Raw genomic sequence first — 16,822 nt, 5'->3', positions numbered from 1 at the left:
GAGCTTGGAGGGGCCCGGTCTCCTCCAAGCTTGCGGAAATGTAATTACAAGGTTCGACGATTGTCGAGCGCACTTTCGTACATTGGCAGCCTTCGATACCGAATGGTTAGACCTCCATGGTTACTTTGCCGTTAGACCCCGCAGAAGCCAATAAAAAAGCGGAGAACGCAATCCAGATCTCGATTGTGATTCCGTTCTTGAATGAACAAGATGTCTTGCCAATTTGTCACTCGAAGCTGAAAGAGATTCTCGGCGAGCTAGGTCTACCTTACGAGATCGTGTTCGTGGATGACGGTAGCACGGACAAAAGCGTATTGATCTTGACTGCGCTGATGGAGCGGGATCCCAGAGTTCGAGTGGTTCGCCTGAGTAGAAATTTTGGGAAAGAGGCTGCGATGAGCGCTGGCCTGGCGCATGCGCGGGGTGAGGCGGTGATCATGTTGGATGCCGACCTGCAGGATCCTCCCGCACTAATTCCGGATATGGTCAAGGCATGGCAGGATGGGTTCGATGTCGTATCGATGCGCCGGCGCAAGCGTGAGGGTGAAGGTTTCGCAAAGCGTTTGTCTGCTTATGCGTTCTACCGAATCATGAGTCGCTTGAGCCGGTCGAGGATACCCGCAGACACAGGGGATTTCCGGCTTATGAGTCGTAGGACCGTTGAGGCCTTGCTCCAGATGCCAGAGCGGTGTCGCTATATGAAAGGTCTCTATGCTTGGATCGGGTTTCCCACCAAAGTGATCGACTATGATCGCGCGCCCAGGGCCGCCGGCAAGACCAAGTGGAACTACTTCGCGCTATTCGGGCTCGCCCTTGAAGGCATCACCTCATTCTCTACCGCTCCGCTGCGCTGGGCAACTGGCATAGGAGCTGTTGTCGCATTGACAGGTGGCATGTTTGGCCTTTGGATTATTTTCAAAACGATCGTGTTCGGTCACGACGTGCCTGGCTATCCATCACTAACAGCCATGATCACCCTCTTAAGTGGGATTCAGCTCCTGACGATTGGGCTGTTGGGCGAATACGTTGGAAAAGGATACATGGAGACGAAGCAGCGTCCAATCTTCATAGTGCGCGATGTGCTCGAGAAAGCCACGCAGATGGCCTCACAACACGCCGGGATTGGAACGAAAAATGCAGTTGAAGGCTAAATGGTTTTTGTTGGCCCTGGCGGGCATCGTTATCGCTCGGCTTTTTTCAATGGCTGCGATGCCGTTGATCGACACCTCGGAGCCGAGATACGCTGAGATTGCGAGATTGATGGCGGAAACCGGGGATTGGATCACTCCTTGGTTCGAACCCGGGGTTCCGTTCTGGGGAAAGCCACCGCTCTCATTCTGGAGTCAGGCGATGGGGATAAGGATCCTTGGTGGGTCCGAGTTCGCGGTTCGACTCCCCTCATTCCTTGCGATGGTTGCGCTCGCAGCAATGCTCTATCGCGCAACTGCTATCTTGGTCGATCGACAGGCGGCCCGATGGACGACGCTCATATTGTCTTCCATGCTGCTCCCGCTCGCTGCGGCCGGTGCTGTGCTCACAGACTCCTTCTTGGCTCTAGGGATCACCTATTCGATGTTGGCGTTCCTAGTCGCGCAGACAGCACCTACACCTTTCTGGCGGTATGGGTTTTTTGTGGGCATAGCCATTGGCCTGTTGTCGAAAGGGCCGCTCGCCTTCGTGCTCCTGGGCATAGTCCTCGTTCCTTGGCTTGCGCTTTATCGTGATAGTAGGGCGCACCTGACCAATCTTCCTTGGTTCACGGGCACGTTGTTGATGGTCGCGCTGACTGTTCCTTGGTACATCGTCGCTGAGATAAAGACCCCAGGATTCGTCCAGTACTTTTTAGTAGGTGAGCACTTTCTGCGGTTCCTAGACTCAGGTTGGCAGGGAGACCTGTACGGTACTGCTCACGAGCGACCTTTTGGCGGAATTTGGGGTGATTGGCTGCTAGCTTCGTTCCCATGGGGATGGGGCGGAATTCTGCTGGGTGTATGGATAGTGGCTAATGCCTCTCGCAGGGCTCGGGCTCTTCAGGTTTGTCGGTCTCCGGTCGTCGGATACTTGGCGTTGTGGGCCGTTGCCGCTCCGGCCTTCTTCACCTTCTCTGGAAACATACTTTGGACGTATGTGTTGCCTAGCCTGCCAGCTTTTGCACTGCTCCTCGCAATATTCGCCAAAGAGCTATCGCCAGCAAAAGCGATGCCGCGCCTAGTCCGGATCTTGGCTGCCACGTGTGCAATAGTGCCGATAGCGGCAATTGGTCTCGGGCTGGTCTCGCTCACGGTGCCCACAAAGCTCAAAACAGAGAAGCAATTAGTGGCCATTGCCGAATCTCAGATGAGCGAAGGTCAGAAGCTTTACTTTGTGCATAGCCGCCCTTTCTCCGCGCGTTTTTATTCGCGCGGCACGGCAGAGCTAATTACTCCGAGTGAGTTGGAAAAGTTGTCCTTGGAAAAGGACGCATATGATTTCGTGGCAATTCCAAAGGGTAAAGAGTCCTCACTTGAGGAAAGCGTGAGAGAACGGTTGGTGCCGATCTATCAAAGTCGTCGCTACGCGCTTTACAGAATAAATGGGTAAACCTGTGTCAGCGCTAGAAAAGTATCAACGCACCTTCGCGCTTCTTGGTCGCGCGTCCGCGGTGGGGCATTCGCGGTCTCTTCTGAGGGTCCTGCACGTGAGCCTGTCCAGCGGCTTTGGTGGCAAAGAACTGCGTATCCTCAATGAGATGCTCGCGATGCGCGATCGCGGACATACGCTTGAGGTTGTTTGTGCCGCACGGTCTGAGCTCGGGCAGCGCTCTCAAAATCACGGCTTTAGAACGCACCACATTGAGGTAGAGGGGCTGATTGCTTCTGCAATGACTCCGTTTCGCATCGGCGGGATAGTGCGAGGAGGAGACTTTGATGTAGTCAACACGCATTCCGTGGAAGATGACCTGCGCGCCGCGCTGTTCGCGCGTTTAGCGCGAACACGATTGGTAGTTAGAACGCATCACCGGGAAAGCAGGCTGCACGTGCCGCGACTCAGCGGCGCGGTGAGCGGTCATGTGATAACCGTAAGCACGTATCAGCGACAGCGATACCTCGAACGTGGTCATTTCGAGCAGCGTGTTCGGACGATTCCTACAGGCCTAGACGTTCAGTATCCCAGGCCTGCGATGCCTTCGATGCGCCAAGAACTCGCCATTCCCGACGATGCGATTGTCATTGGAAACGTTGCGGACGATCAGGATGCGCAAGGGCTTCGAATTCTCGTCGAAGCGATGTACCCGTTGATGGAGGTCTACCCACAAGTTCACCTGGTGCTTGGTGGCCTGCATGAGCCCCGACTCAACCAGCTAAGGAGACGTGCGGTCGAAATTGGGTTGATAGGAAGGATCCACTTTCCAGATTTCTTCTTCTGCGTTGGTGACTTGTTAGGCGCGGTGGATATTTACGCAATGGTGCCGGAGTGCGAGGTGTTGGGATCCACGTTTGTCGAAGCATCTGCGTCCGGTGTGCCTGTCGTAGCTACCGCAGTTGGTTGCCTGCCAGAGGTCATCGAAAACGGTGTTTCGGGATATGTTGTACTGCCTTTCGATCGGGTGATACTCCGTTCGGTGATCAATAATCTGATCGTAGAAAGCAGCCTGCGCAGCCGATTCGGCAAAGCTGGGCGAGCAAACTTCGTTCTCCGGGAAAGGTTCAGTGCGGCGAAAATGGCTGAATCTATCGAGGATGCTTATCTTGGGTGGCTTAACGTCAGGGCGGATAAAGCTGGTGTTGGCCGGTGACATTTGACTTGGGATCGTCTCGGATCATTCCGCACTGGCTCTAGTCCCAGCACGCGGCAAAGGTGACGCGCTAGTGCTGCTTAAGGGGGTTGTGGCGAATCAAGCGCGCGCATCAGGTTCTCGATGTCCTGCCGCGCGGCGGCCAGCAGCCAGTCGCGGAATGCGCCGTAACCAGGCGGGGGACGGCGATTGGACGGAATGCACAGGAAGTAGCCACGCTCCAGCGTGATGGGTAGATCGAAGGGCACGGCGAGTTGGCCGGTTTCGAGTTCATGGCGCACGAGACAGCGCTGTACGAGCGCAATGCCCATGTCCGCGATCGCGGCACGAACAAGGATCGACACTTGATCGCAGGCCATGGACAGATTCGGCGCGGGTGCCTGCGGCCCCGCCCAACGCAGCCATTGTGTCCAGTTGCCCGGCGCGGTCGTGTGGTAGAGCAGAGGCTCCGCAGCGAGATCGTGCGGTTCGCGCCAGCGGCCCTCGGCCCTCATGCGCGCCAGACGTTCGGGGTGGCAGACAGGCACGATTTCGCGCCCGATGACGTAATCGCAATGCCAGCCCGGCCATTGGTGCTGACCCAGGCCGGTCAGGATGGCGGCATCCGCGGTGTTGTCGCTGAAGTCCTCGCCCTTGCGATAAGGGGCAAAGTTGAGCCGCACGTCGGGGTGCAGCCGCCGGAATTCCGGCAGGCGCGGCACCAGCCACACGCTTGCGAAGGTCGGTACCACCGCGAGACTGAGCGGCCGGTCGGCAGGGGCCGTGCGCAATCCGGCGCTCGCCGCCTCGATCGCCATCAGCGGTTCCTGCACCGCGTCGAGAAAGGCGCGCCCCGCCTCCGTGAGCTGCAAGCGATGGGAGTCGCGCTGCAACAGAACCTGGTTGAAGTGGGCTTCGAGTCTTGCCACCGCGCGGCTGATCGCACCCTGAGTGACGCAGAGCTCATCAGCCGCCTGCGAAAAGCTGCCCAGCCGCACCACGGCTGCAAAGGCATGGAGTTCGGACATCGAAGGAGAATGCAGGCGCATGGCGGCTGGGTCGTGCACGGATTGTGACCATTGTATGACTTTCCGTCATACAGGCTTCCATTCTTGTCGTTTGCCAGTGGGCGGGCCCAGCCTGGACACTAGGCACGGTCTATAAATTTCCTTTCATGACGACAAGCCCATGACACTCCATGCCAGATATCGCGCCGGTTTCGCGGCGCTGGCCCTCGCGGCCGCCACTCCGCTCACCGCTACCGTGGCGCACGCCGAATTTCCCGACCGTCCGCTAAAGCTCATCGTGCCATTCGCGCCTAGCGGTTCTACCGACCTGGCCGCGCGGTTGATCGCCGAGTATGCCGGCCGCGAGTTGGGCCAGACCATCGTGGTGGAGAACCGCGCGGGCGCGGGTGGCTCGATGGGCATGGAGCAGGTCGCTAAGGCGGAACCCGACGGCTACACGCTCGGCATGGCCACGATGAGCACCCACGGCTCCAACGTCGCCGCCTACGGCGCGCGCCTGAAGTACGACCCGATCAAGGATTTCGCGCCGGTATCGAACGTGGCCACGGTGCCCAGCGTGTTCGCGATCAATCCCAGGATCCCGGCCAGGACAATTCAGGAGTTCATCGCGCTGGCCAAGGCTGAGCCGGGCAAATACAGTTATGCGTCGCCCGGCGTAGGTTCACTCGGCCATACCAACATTGAGCACTTTACGGCGCTCTCCGGCATCCAACTGCTCCACATTCCGTATAAGGGCGCCGGCCCTGCCATGAACGACGCCGTGGGAGGCCAGGTCGACGGCATCACCGACAATCTACCTTCGGCGCTGGCGCACATCAAAGCGGGCCGCCTGCGCGCGCTGGTCCTACTGTCGGACAAGCGTTCGCCCGCGTTGCCCGACGTGCCCGTGTACGGGGAGATCGGCTATCCGCAGATGGGCACGGGCGGCTGGTTTGGCATCGTCGCACCTGCCGGCACGCCGCCCGCCGTCGTGGGCAAGCTGAATGCCGCGATTCACAAAGCCATGCAGCAGCCAAATTTCGTACAAAAGATGGACGAAGCGGGCGCCACACTCATTCCCAACACGCCCGCGCAGTTCCAGGCACAGATCGAGCAAGCCGTGGCGCGTTACCAGGCAGTGGCGAAGGTCGCCAAGCTGTCGGCGGAGTGAAATGATGATGGATGCTCTGTACACCCTGCATCTGCCGGCGGACGACGCGATCCCGCTGGTGTGCGACTCGCCGCATAGCGGCACGGACTACCCCGAGGATTTCCGACATGCGGTGCCGCGCGCCATCCTGCGAGCCGCTGAGGACACCCACGTCGAAGCCCTGTGGGCCGGTGTGCCGCGCGTAGGCGGCACGCTGCTCGAAGCGCATTTCCCGCGCAGCTACCTTGATCTGAACCGCATGCTCGACGATATCGATCCCGAGCTTCTCGAGAGCGCTTGGCCCGCACCCTTGCATCCCGGAGAGAAGACGCGCCTGGGCTCTGGCTTGATCTGGCGCTCCGTCAAGGGCGGCACGCCGATCTATGACCGCAAGCTGCCCGTGGCTGAAGTGCGGGCGCGAATCGAGCGGTGCTACCAGCCCTACCACGCCTCGCTACAGCAGGCGGTGCAGGACGCGCACGCGCGCTTCGGCAAGCTCTGGCACCTCAACCTGCATTCGATGCCGAACAACGCCTACGAGCGCCTGAAGATCCGCAGCGACAAACCGCTTGCGGACTTCGTGCTCGGCGACCGCGACGGCACCACCTGCGAACCCGGCTTCCTCGATCTCGTGGAATCGCACCTGCGCGGCTGCGGCTACACCGTGGCGCGAAACGACCCCTACAAGGGCGTGCAGCTCATCGCCAATATCGGCCAACCCGCGCTGCGGCGCTACAGCATGCAGATCGAGATCCGGCGTCCGATCTACATGGACGAGAACACCCGGGAGCGCAACGCGAACTTCGGCGTGGTCCGGCGCGATATCGACGCCTTGCTCACCCGAATCGCCGCCTACATCCGCGACGCCGTTGTGCGTTGAATGAGCGGGCGCAGCGCGCCCGGCGTGCCTTCTGTCTTTCCGCGCCCGCCGTCGCAGCGGCGGGGCGTCCTGCATCCTATGACTTTCGAATTCATTCCCCATTTTCTGGGACTAGCCGCGCTTGGCGTCGCGAGTGGCTTTCTCGCCGGATTGCTCGGCATCGGGGGAGGCATCGTGCTGGTGCCCGTCCTCACATTCTTCCTGCAAGGGCAGGAATTGGCCGCCGGCCTGGCGGTAAAGATGGCGATCGCCACATCGATGGCGGTAATCCTGTTTACCTCCTTCTCGAGCGTGAGCGCGCATCATCGCCGTGGCGCCGTGGACTGGCAAATCGTGCGCGGGCTGACCCCGGGCATTGTGGCCGGCAGCCTCATTAGCAGTCTGGGCGTCTTCGCCCTGCTCAAGGGCAACGTGCTGGCTGTGGTGTTCAGTGTGTTCATGCTGTTTTCCGCGGTGCAGATGTTTCGCGGGCGCCAGCCGGCGGCGGCTCGCGGCCTGCCCGGGGCACCCGGGCTGCTCGGAGCCGGAAGCGCGATCGGCGCGCTGTCGGGCCTGGTCGGGGTGGGCGGCGGCTTTATCAGCGTCCCTTTCCTTTCCTGGTGCAACGTGCCCGTGCACCGTGCCGTCGCCACCTCCGCCGCGCTGGGATTCCCGATCGCGCTGGCGAACGTCGGCGGATTCATCCTCGGCGGTCTCGACACCGCCGGGCGCCCTGCCCACTCGATGGGTTTCGTCTGGACGCCAGGGTTGGCGCTGGTGGCTGCCTTCAGCGTGCTGACGGCACCCCTCGGCGCGCGTGCGGCGCATCGTCTGCCCGTGGCGCGGCTCAAGCGCGCATTCGCCGGCATGTTGTTTGCCGTGTCGGCCTATATGTTGATCACCGGTGTACGCGGGGCCTGACGGGGCTATAAATGCACGATCAGGTCCTCCAATTGCAGAATGCTTGCAGTTGTTTTCGTTCCTGTTCAGGTTGCCCCAAGGTGATGAAACATCGAAGCAGCGTGCCTGTGCGCGAGCATGATTTCGGCAGTGGCTCCGTACCGGTTGGTACGTTCGATGTGGAAAACTTCCCTTGACGGTCAGTATAAGGAACGGTGTTTGAATGGATTGCATTGTTCATCCTACTTAGTGTGGTGTTCCATGGCAGTGGGCGCCTTGTGAAGACGCCATGGACGGGTGGTTTCTAAACCGATGTCCAGGGCCGCGGTCTTTTCCTCGAGCCGATCTACGACACCGGCCAACTCGCTGATGTCGTTCGTGTAGATCTCCGTTTGGTGACGGGCGCGTGAAATTGCCACGTAGTAGACGTCCCGCTGCGTGGTCCGGCTGAAGCTCTCCGCATTGATGAGTGCGCGATCGCAAGTAAGGCCCTGAGCGCTGTGGCTGGTCGTGGCATATGCGCGATCCAGGTGAAGTGGGCCGGTCGCAGCGTCCAACGTGAGTCGCCGGCCGCCGCCACCGATTGTGACGCTCGTGGGGGTTACCGCCAGAACTTCGAATCGGCCACCATTGACCAGGTCAAGCTTGGCGTTGTTGCGCGTTACGCGTACCCAATCACCCGCAGACAGCTCCGCCTGCACCGGCTCGTACACGGAGAGCTTGGCGGCGCGGCCGGGATTGAACTGGGTGCGCTCCCCGGTGATGACGTGTTCCACTACCAGGTCATTCGGCTTATCTGGCGCCAGGCCGATGACGCGGTACATCTCGGTTTGGCGCAGGTTGCCGGCCTTGTAGTCGCGCTCGGGCTGGAGGATGTCGCCGGCGATGTAGTACTTTGCCACCCGTCGCTCTGCTTGCGTGGTGTCGCGGCGGGTGAGCAGATTGAAGTCAAAACCACGGCCGGACAGGCCCAGTGCCTGATGCGTTGCCTCGTTCAGTGCATTGCGCGAATCATTGGTGCCCGTGACGATGAGCGTTTCACGCCTCTCATCCGCATCGAGCGAAGCGTATTTGGAGGCGATGGCGTCATAGCGAGCGCCATTGTCGTCGATGGAGTGGACTGCTTCGAGCTTTCCGTCCAACACGGCGAGAGATGCGGACGCGTTGCCGGCCGCGGCAAGTTCCACCGCCGCCTTCAGTTCTGGTGACTTCTGCCGGATGATGTCACCCATGAGCGAGGTCTCCATGCCGGCGGCCTGGAGCTGGTGAAACGGTCGCCCCGCTTCAATCGCCTTGGTCTGGCCCGTGTCGCCGAGCATGACCACACGGGCGCCGTCGGCTTCTGCCATTTTCATCAGACGCTCCATGATGCGGGCAGGTACCACACCGGCCTCGTCGATGACGAGCACGGTCTTTGCGTCCAATTGGAAGCGGTCCTTCTGCCGTGCTTCCAGCACGGACGCCACCGTACGTGCCTCCATGCCCAGCTCTCTCAGCGCCTCGATCTGCTTGCCGTACGACGCTACAGCCTGGACGCGGTAGCCCGCCGTCTCCGCTGCTTCCTTCACCTGCGCCAGCATGTGCGACTTGCCAGTGCCGGCCAATCCTTGCACGCCGACAAAGCGATGCGGCGTGGTGAGTATCAGGCTGGCCGCCGCCAGCTGGCCAGGCTTGAGTTTTTTGTCCGCAAGAGCAGTCTTGGCCGCGTCGACCTGCAGGATCGGGGCGACCTTGTCTCGGCCCTCTCGTTCGATCTGCAGGATCCGCTTTTCACGCTCGCGGGCGGATTGCGTGGTGTAGCGGGCACCGGTCAAGACATATTCACCCCGCGCGATGGACTTGCGAATCTGCTCCTCGGCAAGCCGCTTGTTCATGCCACCTTCCACGAGGGCACTGACCATCGCAGCACGCGACATGCCGGCACCATCCCGGTCCCTGGCGTGACGGTACTGCAAGGTGCCAAGGATCAGATGCCCCCTGTCGAGGAAGCGTTTGACCGCGCCCTTGAGGTCCGCCAGCTTCACGCCCGTTCCATGCGACCGTCGCAACGCCGTTTTCAACATCTCGTGGCCGTCCATGACGGATTCGCGTTCAGTATGGTGTTTGATTGCCCAGCGCACGCACTCGTCTGCGAGCAGCGCCGCTGCCGGCGGCGAAAGGTCGCCCGCCCGCGGTACGGAGGAGGATCGTGGACCCATGTCCCCCGGCTCCTGCGCGACGTCCTTCTCTTTGTCGCGTGGTCGCTTAGTGCCGCCGAGCTCGATGCCCAGTTCAGTCACCTGGCGCTCCCAGTCCTTCTGGAGCTCGTCGCGAGTAATCTCGGGCACCTTGTCCAGGCGCGTCTTGAGCGCGATCGTCTGCTTCAGTGCGCGGCTCGCTGTCCCACGGGTTTCACCAATTGCGGCCAATTCGGCATTGATGTCTTGTGAGCGCTTCGAGAAACTTTCGATTTGGTCGCGAGTGATATGCGCCAGTTCAAGCGATTTGCCCTGGTAGCGGATCTGGTGACCAGCCTTCTCTAGCGCGCTAGCGAGCTCGGCGTGGTATACGGATTCCACCATCGACTTCAAGCGGTAGATATCGTCATTCGAGGTGGCCACCCACGTTCCGTCGGCGCGCTGGGTGACGTTCATCAACAGCGCGTGTGTGTGCAGTTGGGGATCTGAGTATGCGCCTTCCGTCGGCCGGGCCGTCTCATGGCGAAATTTCGCTATAGCGGCATTACCGGTGCGCTCGCTCGTAGTGATGCCCTTCTCGGTGTGCCGCGCGCGCAGAAGCTCGTGTTCGAGGAATTCGAGCGCTTTGGTGACTGCCTGGTCATGGGCTTCGATGACCGAAGAGTCTTTGCCCGCCAGCGCCTGGATGCTGACGCTTTTTGGCGGGGAGAATGTCATGTCTAACGCAGCGCGTGCCTTCGCGTCGAGTCTCACCGACCGGGACAGGGTCACATCGGACCCAAAATCGCCACGCAACGCGCGCAGAAACTCCTCTTGCTGGATGCTGCCCGTGAGGCCAAGGGCCGCTGCAGCTTTTCCCTGCCACTGCGCCGCAGTGCCGTCGCGGCTGTAGTAGTCATCCTTCTGGTCAGCGTAGTAGTGCGACGCCTTGGTGGCGGCGCTGCGGTGGATGGTCTTGAGCGAAATCATCGGATGTTCCATGCGGGCGGCCGCCGGCCCTGCCGGCGACCTGGTGTGATGCGCTTACGCTGCGAGCGTCGGATCCTCGGGCAGATCGACTTGCGACCAGGCTTGGGGGCCGCCGGCGGACGCGCTGCTCATGCTTTGAGCGCCGCCCCGTCGTGCTTCGACAAAGGGAGCATTGCGAATGGCGAAGGTCCGGGGCTCGAGCTCAAACTTCGCGATCGGCCGGTTGCCGGCAAAGGCGACCCAGCCGGTAAGTTCAGGCAGCGTTTGCACCTGCGCGGCGGTAACGACGCGTTCGGTAGAGCGGACCATGCGTTCGCTCGTGTTGGGCGTCTTGCCGGGGTTTCGGCTATCGGTGTACTCCGGCCGCGCGACCTCATGTTCGCCGAGCGACTTGGACATCACCTCCGCTGTTTCGAAATCGGTCTTGGAGCCGCCGAGCACCACCAGCGAGCGGAAACTGGCCCGTAGCGTCTGGGACATCTTCTCTCCGAAGATGTCGTCCATCTGGGACACCGACTGCAGGCCGGCGAGGGCCCGGCCGCCGTTCTTGCGACCCTTCGTCAAGAAGTCTTCCAGGCTGGCCATCTTCTCCATCGACCCCAGCTCGTCGATGACGAGCCACCACCGACGCGCCTGATCTTCTGGCAGCGACAGCAGGGCCGAGCAGAACACGTCAACGAAGGCGGAGATAAGCGGCTTCATCGCCTCCTTCATGTCTTCGCGCCAGGTGATGTACAGACTGCCGGTGCCTCGTTCCATCCAGTCACGGATGCTGAACTGTCCAGCAGGCATGGTGACGTGTTCCGCGAGGTACTTGGACAGAACGAAGCGCGCGCTCGTCAGGGCTTTGCTCGCCTCAGCGGAGCCGGCGAATAGGGACTCTGCCAACGTGCCGGATAGGAAGGTCCGCAGGTCCTTGTCGTTGGCGATCGTAGTCCAACGAAAGAGCTCTTCGATGGACGGCGTGCCTAACTCGTTGAGCTTACGGGCGGTCTCGCGCAGCAGGAGCCGGGCGTAGCCGTTCCACTCTTCCGCGTTCGCGTCTTTACCCAGGGGAACAATGGACAGCGCCAAGCGCTTCCAGTCGTACTCTGCCCGCACTTCGTTGAAGAATGACCACCCCTCGGTACGCTGGTCGTAGGGGTTGAGCAAAACGTCGCTCTCGCGCCCGAACTTGCTGTACAGGTCGCCATTCGGATCGACTACGACCATGCGGTCACCGCGCCGAAGGGCGGAATAAACCAGGTTGCGCAGTAGCACCGACTTGCCGCTGCCCGTGGCTCCGTTCAGGAGGATATGAAGATTCTCGATCCCCGTCGGCATCGGGATACCCGCCACGTCGATCTGCTGGCGACCATTCTCCGCGCAGAGCTTCTGCAGCTTTTTGACGGGGACCGCCTCAGTACCGCGAATGTGCTTCTTGTACCCCGCACCGTCGAAGCCATCTTTGGTCGAGTACTTTTTGAGGGTGAGGGATAGTGCAAGCGCCAGGACAAACGCAATGCTGGGCGCGGCGATCAGCGAGGGGTATTCCGGTGTGGAGACGACCCAGTGTGACAAGACCGTCCAGGTGATGTGGGCGAAGGGAAGGCCTAAGATGACCTTGGCTGTAAGGAGCCAGGCGCAGAGCGGGAAAACGAGTAGGGCGAATTTGATGATTCGCCGGCGTATGTCGGGTGCCATGAGAGTCCTTTTCGGAATAGAAGGAAGGCGACTGAGGACGCCTTCTTGATTGCGGCTTGGGGCTAGTAGACAGCCAGCGTCACGAGTGCGGCGCCAATGCCGCTTCCAATGAGCGCGCACACCCCGCACAGCACACCAGCCCGCCACGCGGTCGCCGGCAACGCGCGGGTCGCAACGCGAGTGGCGATACGGGCGTCGGATGTCGACTTAGCGAGCGTCCGGCTTGCCTCAAGAAGCGAGCGGGCGGCTTGACCGCCCGCATTGGCCGCCGCCTCCACGCCTGCTTGGCGCACGGTGGAGGGCAGCGCTTGCATCGCCTGGGCGATTCCCTCCTGGCGTGCCGTCAGCTGCTCGATCAGGCCCACGAGTTGAGCGCTCTCTTGCAGCATGTCGCGGTACAGCAGCTCCATCCTGCTGCGGGGTATGACGGACGATGTGGCTGGGCCTTCAGACGGTGGGGCGGTCACGGTGCGTCCTACAGGAAGAGTGCGCCGAACGCCTTGTCCAGTTGCCGGTCGACCGGACGTGCCAGCGACTGCAGGGCGTGCATGTCGCTGAGATGGCTGACGAGCTTCTCGTCGTCGCGGTCCGCCTCGCGCAGCTCCTGGCGGTAGTCGCGCGGATCGGCCAGGATCTCCTTGATCGTCGTCCGCTTGTTGGCCAGCAGATCGAACACTTCGTTCTCGAAGATCGCCGCTTCAGGATTGGCGCGGAGATCGCCGGACTGCTTTGCGTAGCCAAAGATGGCAGCGAACTCCTCTCGGACGTCGGAATCGACGCGATTGAAAAGCACGCGAACGCGGTCTGCCGGCACCCCCATCTGTGCGAGAACCTGGACGGTCTTGATCGTCTCCCGCTGTGCTTTGCCCGAGGGGACCACGGGCAGAACGTAGTAGTCGATCTCCAGGTGCGCCTGGTCATACTTCACCAGCTCGGCCAGGAAGTCCTCGATGTTGGAGGCGCCGACGTCCACGATGGCAGCTTCGGCCATTAGCAGCTTGCGAAAGAGCCGGCCGAACTGGCCACCGCGCATTTGTTCGACAGCGAGACCAAGGTCAGCCGCGCTCTCGTTGGTGGACTCGACGGCGATGATCTCCGCGTCCGGAATGCGGGGTGCGAGCAGGTGGCTGGTCGTGACGGTTTTGCCGACGGAGCCGGAATAGTTGACGGTTGCGATTTTCATGCGAAGTTCCTATTTCTTCCGGCCAATTTTGGCCAGTTCATCAAGGTCAATGGGATCAGAAGCTTTGCGAAGCCGAACGAGGTCGGCTTTGCTTTGGATGCCGCTCGCAGACGACGCGCTTGAGGCGGGTGGAGGGGAGGGAAAGTCTGCAGAGACGGCGGGGGATGCTGGGACGTCTTGCGGGCCGTGAGGCACCGCAGTTCTCGACCGCTTTCGCCATCGGTAAAGCGCCTTCCGAAAGGACAAGATGGTCATGGCGAAGCCAGCGTTCTTCAGCGATTCAACGATCTTGGCGTGGCTGACGCCTCTACGAACAAGTTGGTCTATCAGCGGAAGAAGTGCGCGCAACTGGGCGCGCCTATCTGTGGCGCTCATCGTGTTTAGCTGCTGAACAAGATCGCTCGCGGTCGTCGGCTGTGCGTGATTGCGTTGCATGAGGAAGAAATTCCCTGTTCGGTGAGGTGGGTAGCGGTGGCGCTACCGCTCCAACGCGTTCGGGCTCTTCTCGGCCTCCGCCTTCTGAAGAGAGGTAGGTCCGAGCGCGAGCGAGTCGACCTCGCGCAACAGGCCGACCTTGCCGCAGGGGTAGCTGATGTCTACCTCTTTTCCGACGCATCGCAGAGGGTCGGGAACGCTCATCCTGCCGGCGTCGTGCGCGATGGCAGTGCTGTTCGACACGAGCTGGTAAACCTTGCCGCCCTCGACAGCGAGAATGGCGCCCCGATACGTCGCGCCAACTTCAGCGGACTTCACTTCCGCGGGCGTCACACCACGCCACAAAGTTTCGCCAATCACGAGCGTCAAATCTTTGCTGGCGCCGTGTTGCTGCAGCCGATCGAGAGCCTCCGCTACGGGCATGACGTCGTAGTAAGTCTCATCGAAATCGCTCACCTGGTGCCCGAGGTTTGTCTTGAGAAGCGCGTGGCCCTGCTTGTCGACCGCAAGTAGGGTGACTCTCTCGATATCGTTCTCGTTCAACGGCGACGGGTTCAAGAACTCCTTCCGAACCACCGGTGCAGGCACGGTTAGTCGCATGACCGGGTGGTCTTCCAAGTTTGGGAAGTCATAGAGGGCGCTTGTGTCGATATCGCTTACCGACTTTCCGTCCCATAGCCGCAGCTTCGCTACTGCTTCGCGCTCGAGCGCAGCGATATGTTGCTCATAGGAATCGGCGGGCTCAATACCCATCTGTTCAGCTGCGCGGCTCACTTCGCCAGGCTGGGACGAGGAGGGCACATGCACGAATCGCTCGCCAGTGCTGATGATGGAGATTTCCACCGGCTTGCGCTCGCCGTCGGCGGAGAGAGCTCGCGGGCCGTTTGACGCGGCCGCGCGATCGGGCTGGGCTGGACGAAACAGCGCTTGGACTTTGGATTTCCAATCGGAGATTTTCATGAGATTTCCTTGTGAGGTGAAGGTGCGTAGCGGTCCAGGCTGAGCACCGGCGTGCGGTTAAGTTGACGTGAGCGATGGCGCCCCTCCTGCTGGAGAACCGGGGTTGAAGGAGGGGGAGCCGCGCCCGTAGGCGGGCGCGGGGGAACCGTTGCGGTTCCCCGGGGGGTCGGAAGCGCGGACGCCGTTAGGCGGCCGGCCAGGGGGGCAGCAGCCCCCGCGCTTTTTGGGGCCTGCCGTTCCCCCACCCGGCGGGGTGCCCGCCGGGAAGGGGACGGACCTTTTCCGGGGCGCAAGCACGCTGGCGCGGCCCTGGAGGTCAGCAGCGGTGGCGCGGCATTGGCAGAGTTCGGCAGACGGGTCGGGGCGCTCAGGGCGGGGCGAGGCCAACGGCCCGCAACGCCCTGGGGGGACGCCTTTCCCCCGCCCGGTGGCGCATTGCGCCGGCGGGGAGGGGGACTGAAGCTAGGGGGGGCAGGCCGGCGCCGAAGGCGTCGGGGCGGAGGGAGCGCAGCGACCGGAGGGTAGGCGGATCGGTCTTCGCGATGAGCCAGCGCCTCGCGCGCGACTCTCTCTAAAACCTATAAAACCTATATATACCTATTGGGTACCGTTTTCGGTACTGGCAAAAAGCCGTTTTCGGTACTGGCGAAAGAAGAAATTGGGACGGGCAAAAACACTTTTTCGGGCTAGGCCCAAAATTGGGACTGGTCCCGATACCGGGCCAGGCTGTGGACAACATCTAATGGGACGGCACAAGCCCAGCGGCCTGGAACACGCGAGCCTTGAAATGAGGCGGCGGTTCGTTCGGCGCCTGTTCCACGTCAAGCTTCTTGCCCATGGCCACGATGCCGGTCCAACTGTTCTGCCACGCTGTGCCGGCGGCTTCGCCGTACTCACGCTCTCGGAAAACCCAGAGCCGCCATGACTCGAACCAGTCGGGTGACGTGCCCAATTCACCGGGCCTGGATCGCATGTAGGCGCTGAACGTGGCGGCCATGGCGTCGATCTTCTCGTGCGTCCAGAGCGGTCGCTGCTCCTGCGTCCAACTTCGCCACCGCTCCGGCAGTTTCCAGGTCGCCGGGAGCCTGGTCGGGCCGGCGCCGGCAGCGCGCGCTTCAGGCTGGCGTCTTCGGCCCTTCTTCCTGGCCCCCTTCGCTGCCTTGCCTGTAGGTGCAGGCGTCGCCGGAGCGGAATTCCGAAAACCGTCAGTAGGGCTGCAGCTGTCTGCCGCAACCGCGTCGTCCGCTACGCGCGAGCCTTTGGACATCGCGTCGAGCCCGGATCCATCGTGATCGCCCGGCTGAGGTTGGTCCACTGTCAGCGAATTGTCGCTGGCCGGCGCGGCCGCTGGGGCATCGTCCTTCCCATCCTGCAGAGCCAAATCTTGCTGCGCCGCCTGAGCTTCTCCGCCGGCGACAGCACCTGCGGCCGCCAGGTCGATCAGCGGGACCGCATTTGGACACAAGCGATAGATGATGCTGCTGCGATTGTCGCCCGCACGCCGCCCGGTGTCCTGTATTGCGCCCAATTCGCGAAGCCGGCCAAGCGCCTCGATCACCGTCTTGCGATTTAGATGCGTGACCTTGGCCAGGTAGTCGATCGATGCGAAGACGGTCCAGTGCTCGGCGTCATAGCGGACGAGTTGGGCCAGGTTCAGCAACACGAGCTTGGATGAGGATTTCTGGACGTCGGCCATTCTGGCCCATTTGGATGCTTCGACGCTCATGTTCGTCCCTTGCGTTGCT

The 16,822-nt window shown here is 61.5% G+C and carries 13 protein-coding genes; 6 read left to right on the top strand and 7 right to left on the bottom strand.

Features of this window, described 5'->3' with window-relative positions; genetic code table 11:
• Positions 1–116: 116 nt before the first annotated feature.
• From KVT32_RS21110 to KVT32_RS21100, 3 genes are all read left to right on the top strand, one after another.
• Positions 117–1,151 (top strand): glycosyltransferase family 2 protein, encoded by a 1,035-nt coding sequence (locus tag KVT32_RS21110; protein WP_152385237.1) that lies wholly within the window; start codon positions 117–119, stop codon positions 1,149–1,151.
• Positions 1,135–2,580: a glycosyltransferase family 39 protein gene (locus KVT32_RS21105; RefSeq protein WP_217618827.1), complete on the top strand. Its 1,446-nt coding sequence runs from the start codon at positions 1,135–1,137 to the stop codon at positions 2,578–2,580. Before KVT32_RS21110 ends, KVT32_RS21105 begins: the two co-directional genes overlap by 17 nt.
• A 97-nt stretch (positions 2,581–2,677) precedes the next feature.
• Positions 2,678–3,775 (top strand): glycosyltransferase family 4 protein, encoded by a 1,098-nt coding sequence (locus KVT32_RS21100; RefSeq protein ID WP_167351706.1) that lies wholly within the window; start codon positions 2,678–2,680, stop codon positions 3,773–3,775.
• Positions 3,776–3,855: 80 nt separating this feature from the next.
• Here KVT32_RS21100 and KVT32_RS21095 read toward each other — a convergent pair whose 3' ends face one another.
• The gene (locus tag KVT32_RS21095; protein ID WP_227741280.1) at positions 3,856–4,782 is read right to left on the bottom strand and encodes a LysR substrate-binding domain-containing protein; all 927 of its coding nucleotides are present in this window, start codon (positions 4,780–4,782) and stop codon (positions 3,856–3,858) included.
• A gap of 160 nt (positions 4,783–4,942) precedes the next feature.
• Here KVT32_RS21095 and KVT32_RS21090 point away from each other — a divergent pair, with 160 nt between their 5' ends.
• The 3 genes from KVT32_RS21090 (at position 4,943) to KVT32_RS21080 (ending at position 7,691) form a co-directional block, all read left to right on the top strand.
• Positions 4,943–5,932: a tripartite tricarboxylate transporter substrate binding protein BugE gene (locus KVT32_RS21090; RefSeq protein WP_152385234.1), complete on the top strand. Its 990-nt coding sequence runs from the start codon at positions 4,943–4,945 to the stop codon at positions 5,930–5,932.
• 1 nt (position 5,933) lies between these two features.
• Positions 5,934–6,791, top strand: a complete 858-nt coding sequence (locus KVT32_RS21085) for an N-formylglutamate amidohydrolase (protein ID WP_152385233.1) — start codon at positions 5,934–5,936, stop codon at positions 6,789–6,791.
• Between the two features lie 78 nt (positions 6,792–6,869).
• A complete protein-coding gene (locus KVT32_RS21080) occupies positions 6,870–7,691 on the top strand; it encodes a sulfite exporter TauE/SafE family protein (RefSeq protein WP_152385232.1) in 822 nt (273 codons plus the stop codon).
• 221 nt (positions 7,692–7,912) lie between these two features.
• Here the strand turns inward: KVT32_RS21080 and mobF are convergent, their stop codons facing one another.
• The 6 genes from mobF to KVT32_RS21050 all read right to left on the bottom strand — a co-directional run bounded on the left by mobF (position 7,913) and on the right by KVT32_RS21050 (position 16,803).
• Complete coding sequence (gene mobF / locus KVT32_RS21075; RefSeq protein WP_152385231.1) at positions 7,913–10,816, bottom strand: MobF family relaxase; 2,904 nt, start codon at positions 10,814–10,816, stop codon at positions 7,913–7,915.
• A 54-nt stretch (positions 10,817–10,870) separates the two neighbouring features.
• Positions 10,871–12,499 carry a type IV secretion system DNA-binding domain-containing protein gene (locus tag KVT32_RS21070; RefSeq protein WP_217618826.1) on the bottom strand — a complete coding sequence of 543 codons (1,629 nt, stop codon included), beginning with the start codon at positions 12,497–12,499 and terminating at the stop codon, positions 10,871–10,873.
• Positions 12,500–12,561: 62 nt separating this feature from the next.
• On the bottom strand, positions 12,562–12,909 hold the full coding sequence (locus tag KVT32_RS21065) for a hypothetical protein (RefSeq protein WP_152385229.1): 348 nt from the start codon (positions 12,907–12,909) through the stop codon (positions 12,562–12,564).
• Between the two features lie 65 nt (positions 12,910–12,974).
• Positions 12,975–13,682, bottom strand: coding sequence for a StbB family protein (gene stbB, locus KVT32_RS21060; RefSeq protein WP_152385228.1), 708 nt, complete (start codon positions 13,680–13,682; stop codon positions 12,975–12,977).
• Positions 13,683–14,159: 477 nt separating this feature from the next.
• Positions 14,160–15,077: a hypothetical protein gene (locus tag KVT32_RS21055; protein WP_152385227.1), complete on the bottom strand. Its 918-nt coding sequence runs from the start codon at positions 15,075–15,077 to the stop codon at positions 14,160–14,162.
• A 739-nt stretch (positions 15,078–15,816) separates the two neighbouring features.
• On the bottom strand, positions 15,817–16,803 hold the full coding sequence (locus KVT32_RS21050) for a helix-turn-helix domain-containing protein (protein ID WP_152385226.1): 987 nt from the start codon (positions 16,801–16,803) through the stop codon (positions 15,817–15,819).
• Between the last annotated feature and the right edge of the window lie 19 nt (positions 16,804–16,822).

Source organism: Achromobacter sp. GbtcB20, from assembly GCF_019091095.1.
Taxonomy (GTDB): domain Bacteria; phylum Pseudomonadota; class Gammaproteobacteria; order Burkholderiales; family Burkholderiaceae_B; genus Achromobacter; species Achromobacter mucicolens.
This window is presented reverse-complemented; position numbering and strand designations above follow the sequence as displayed.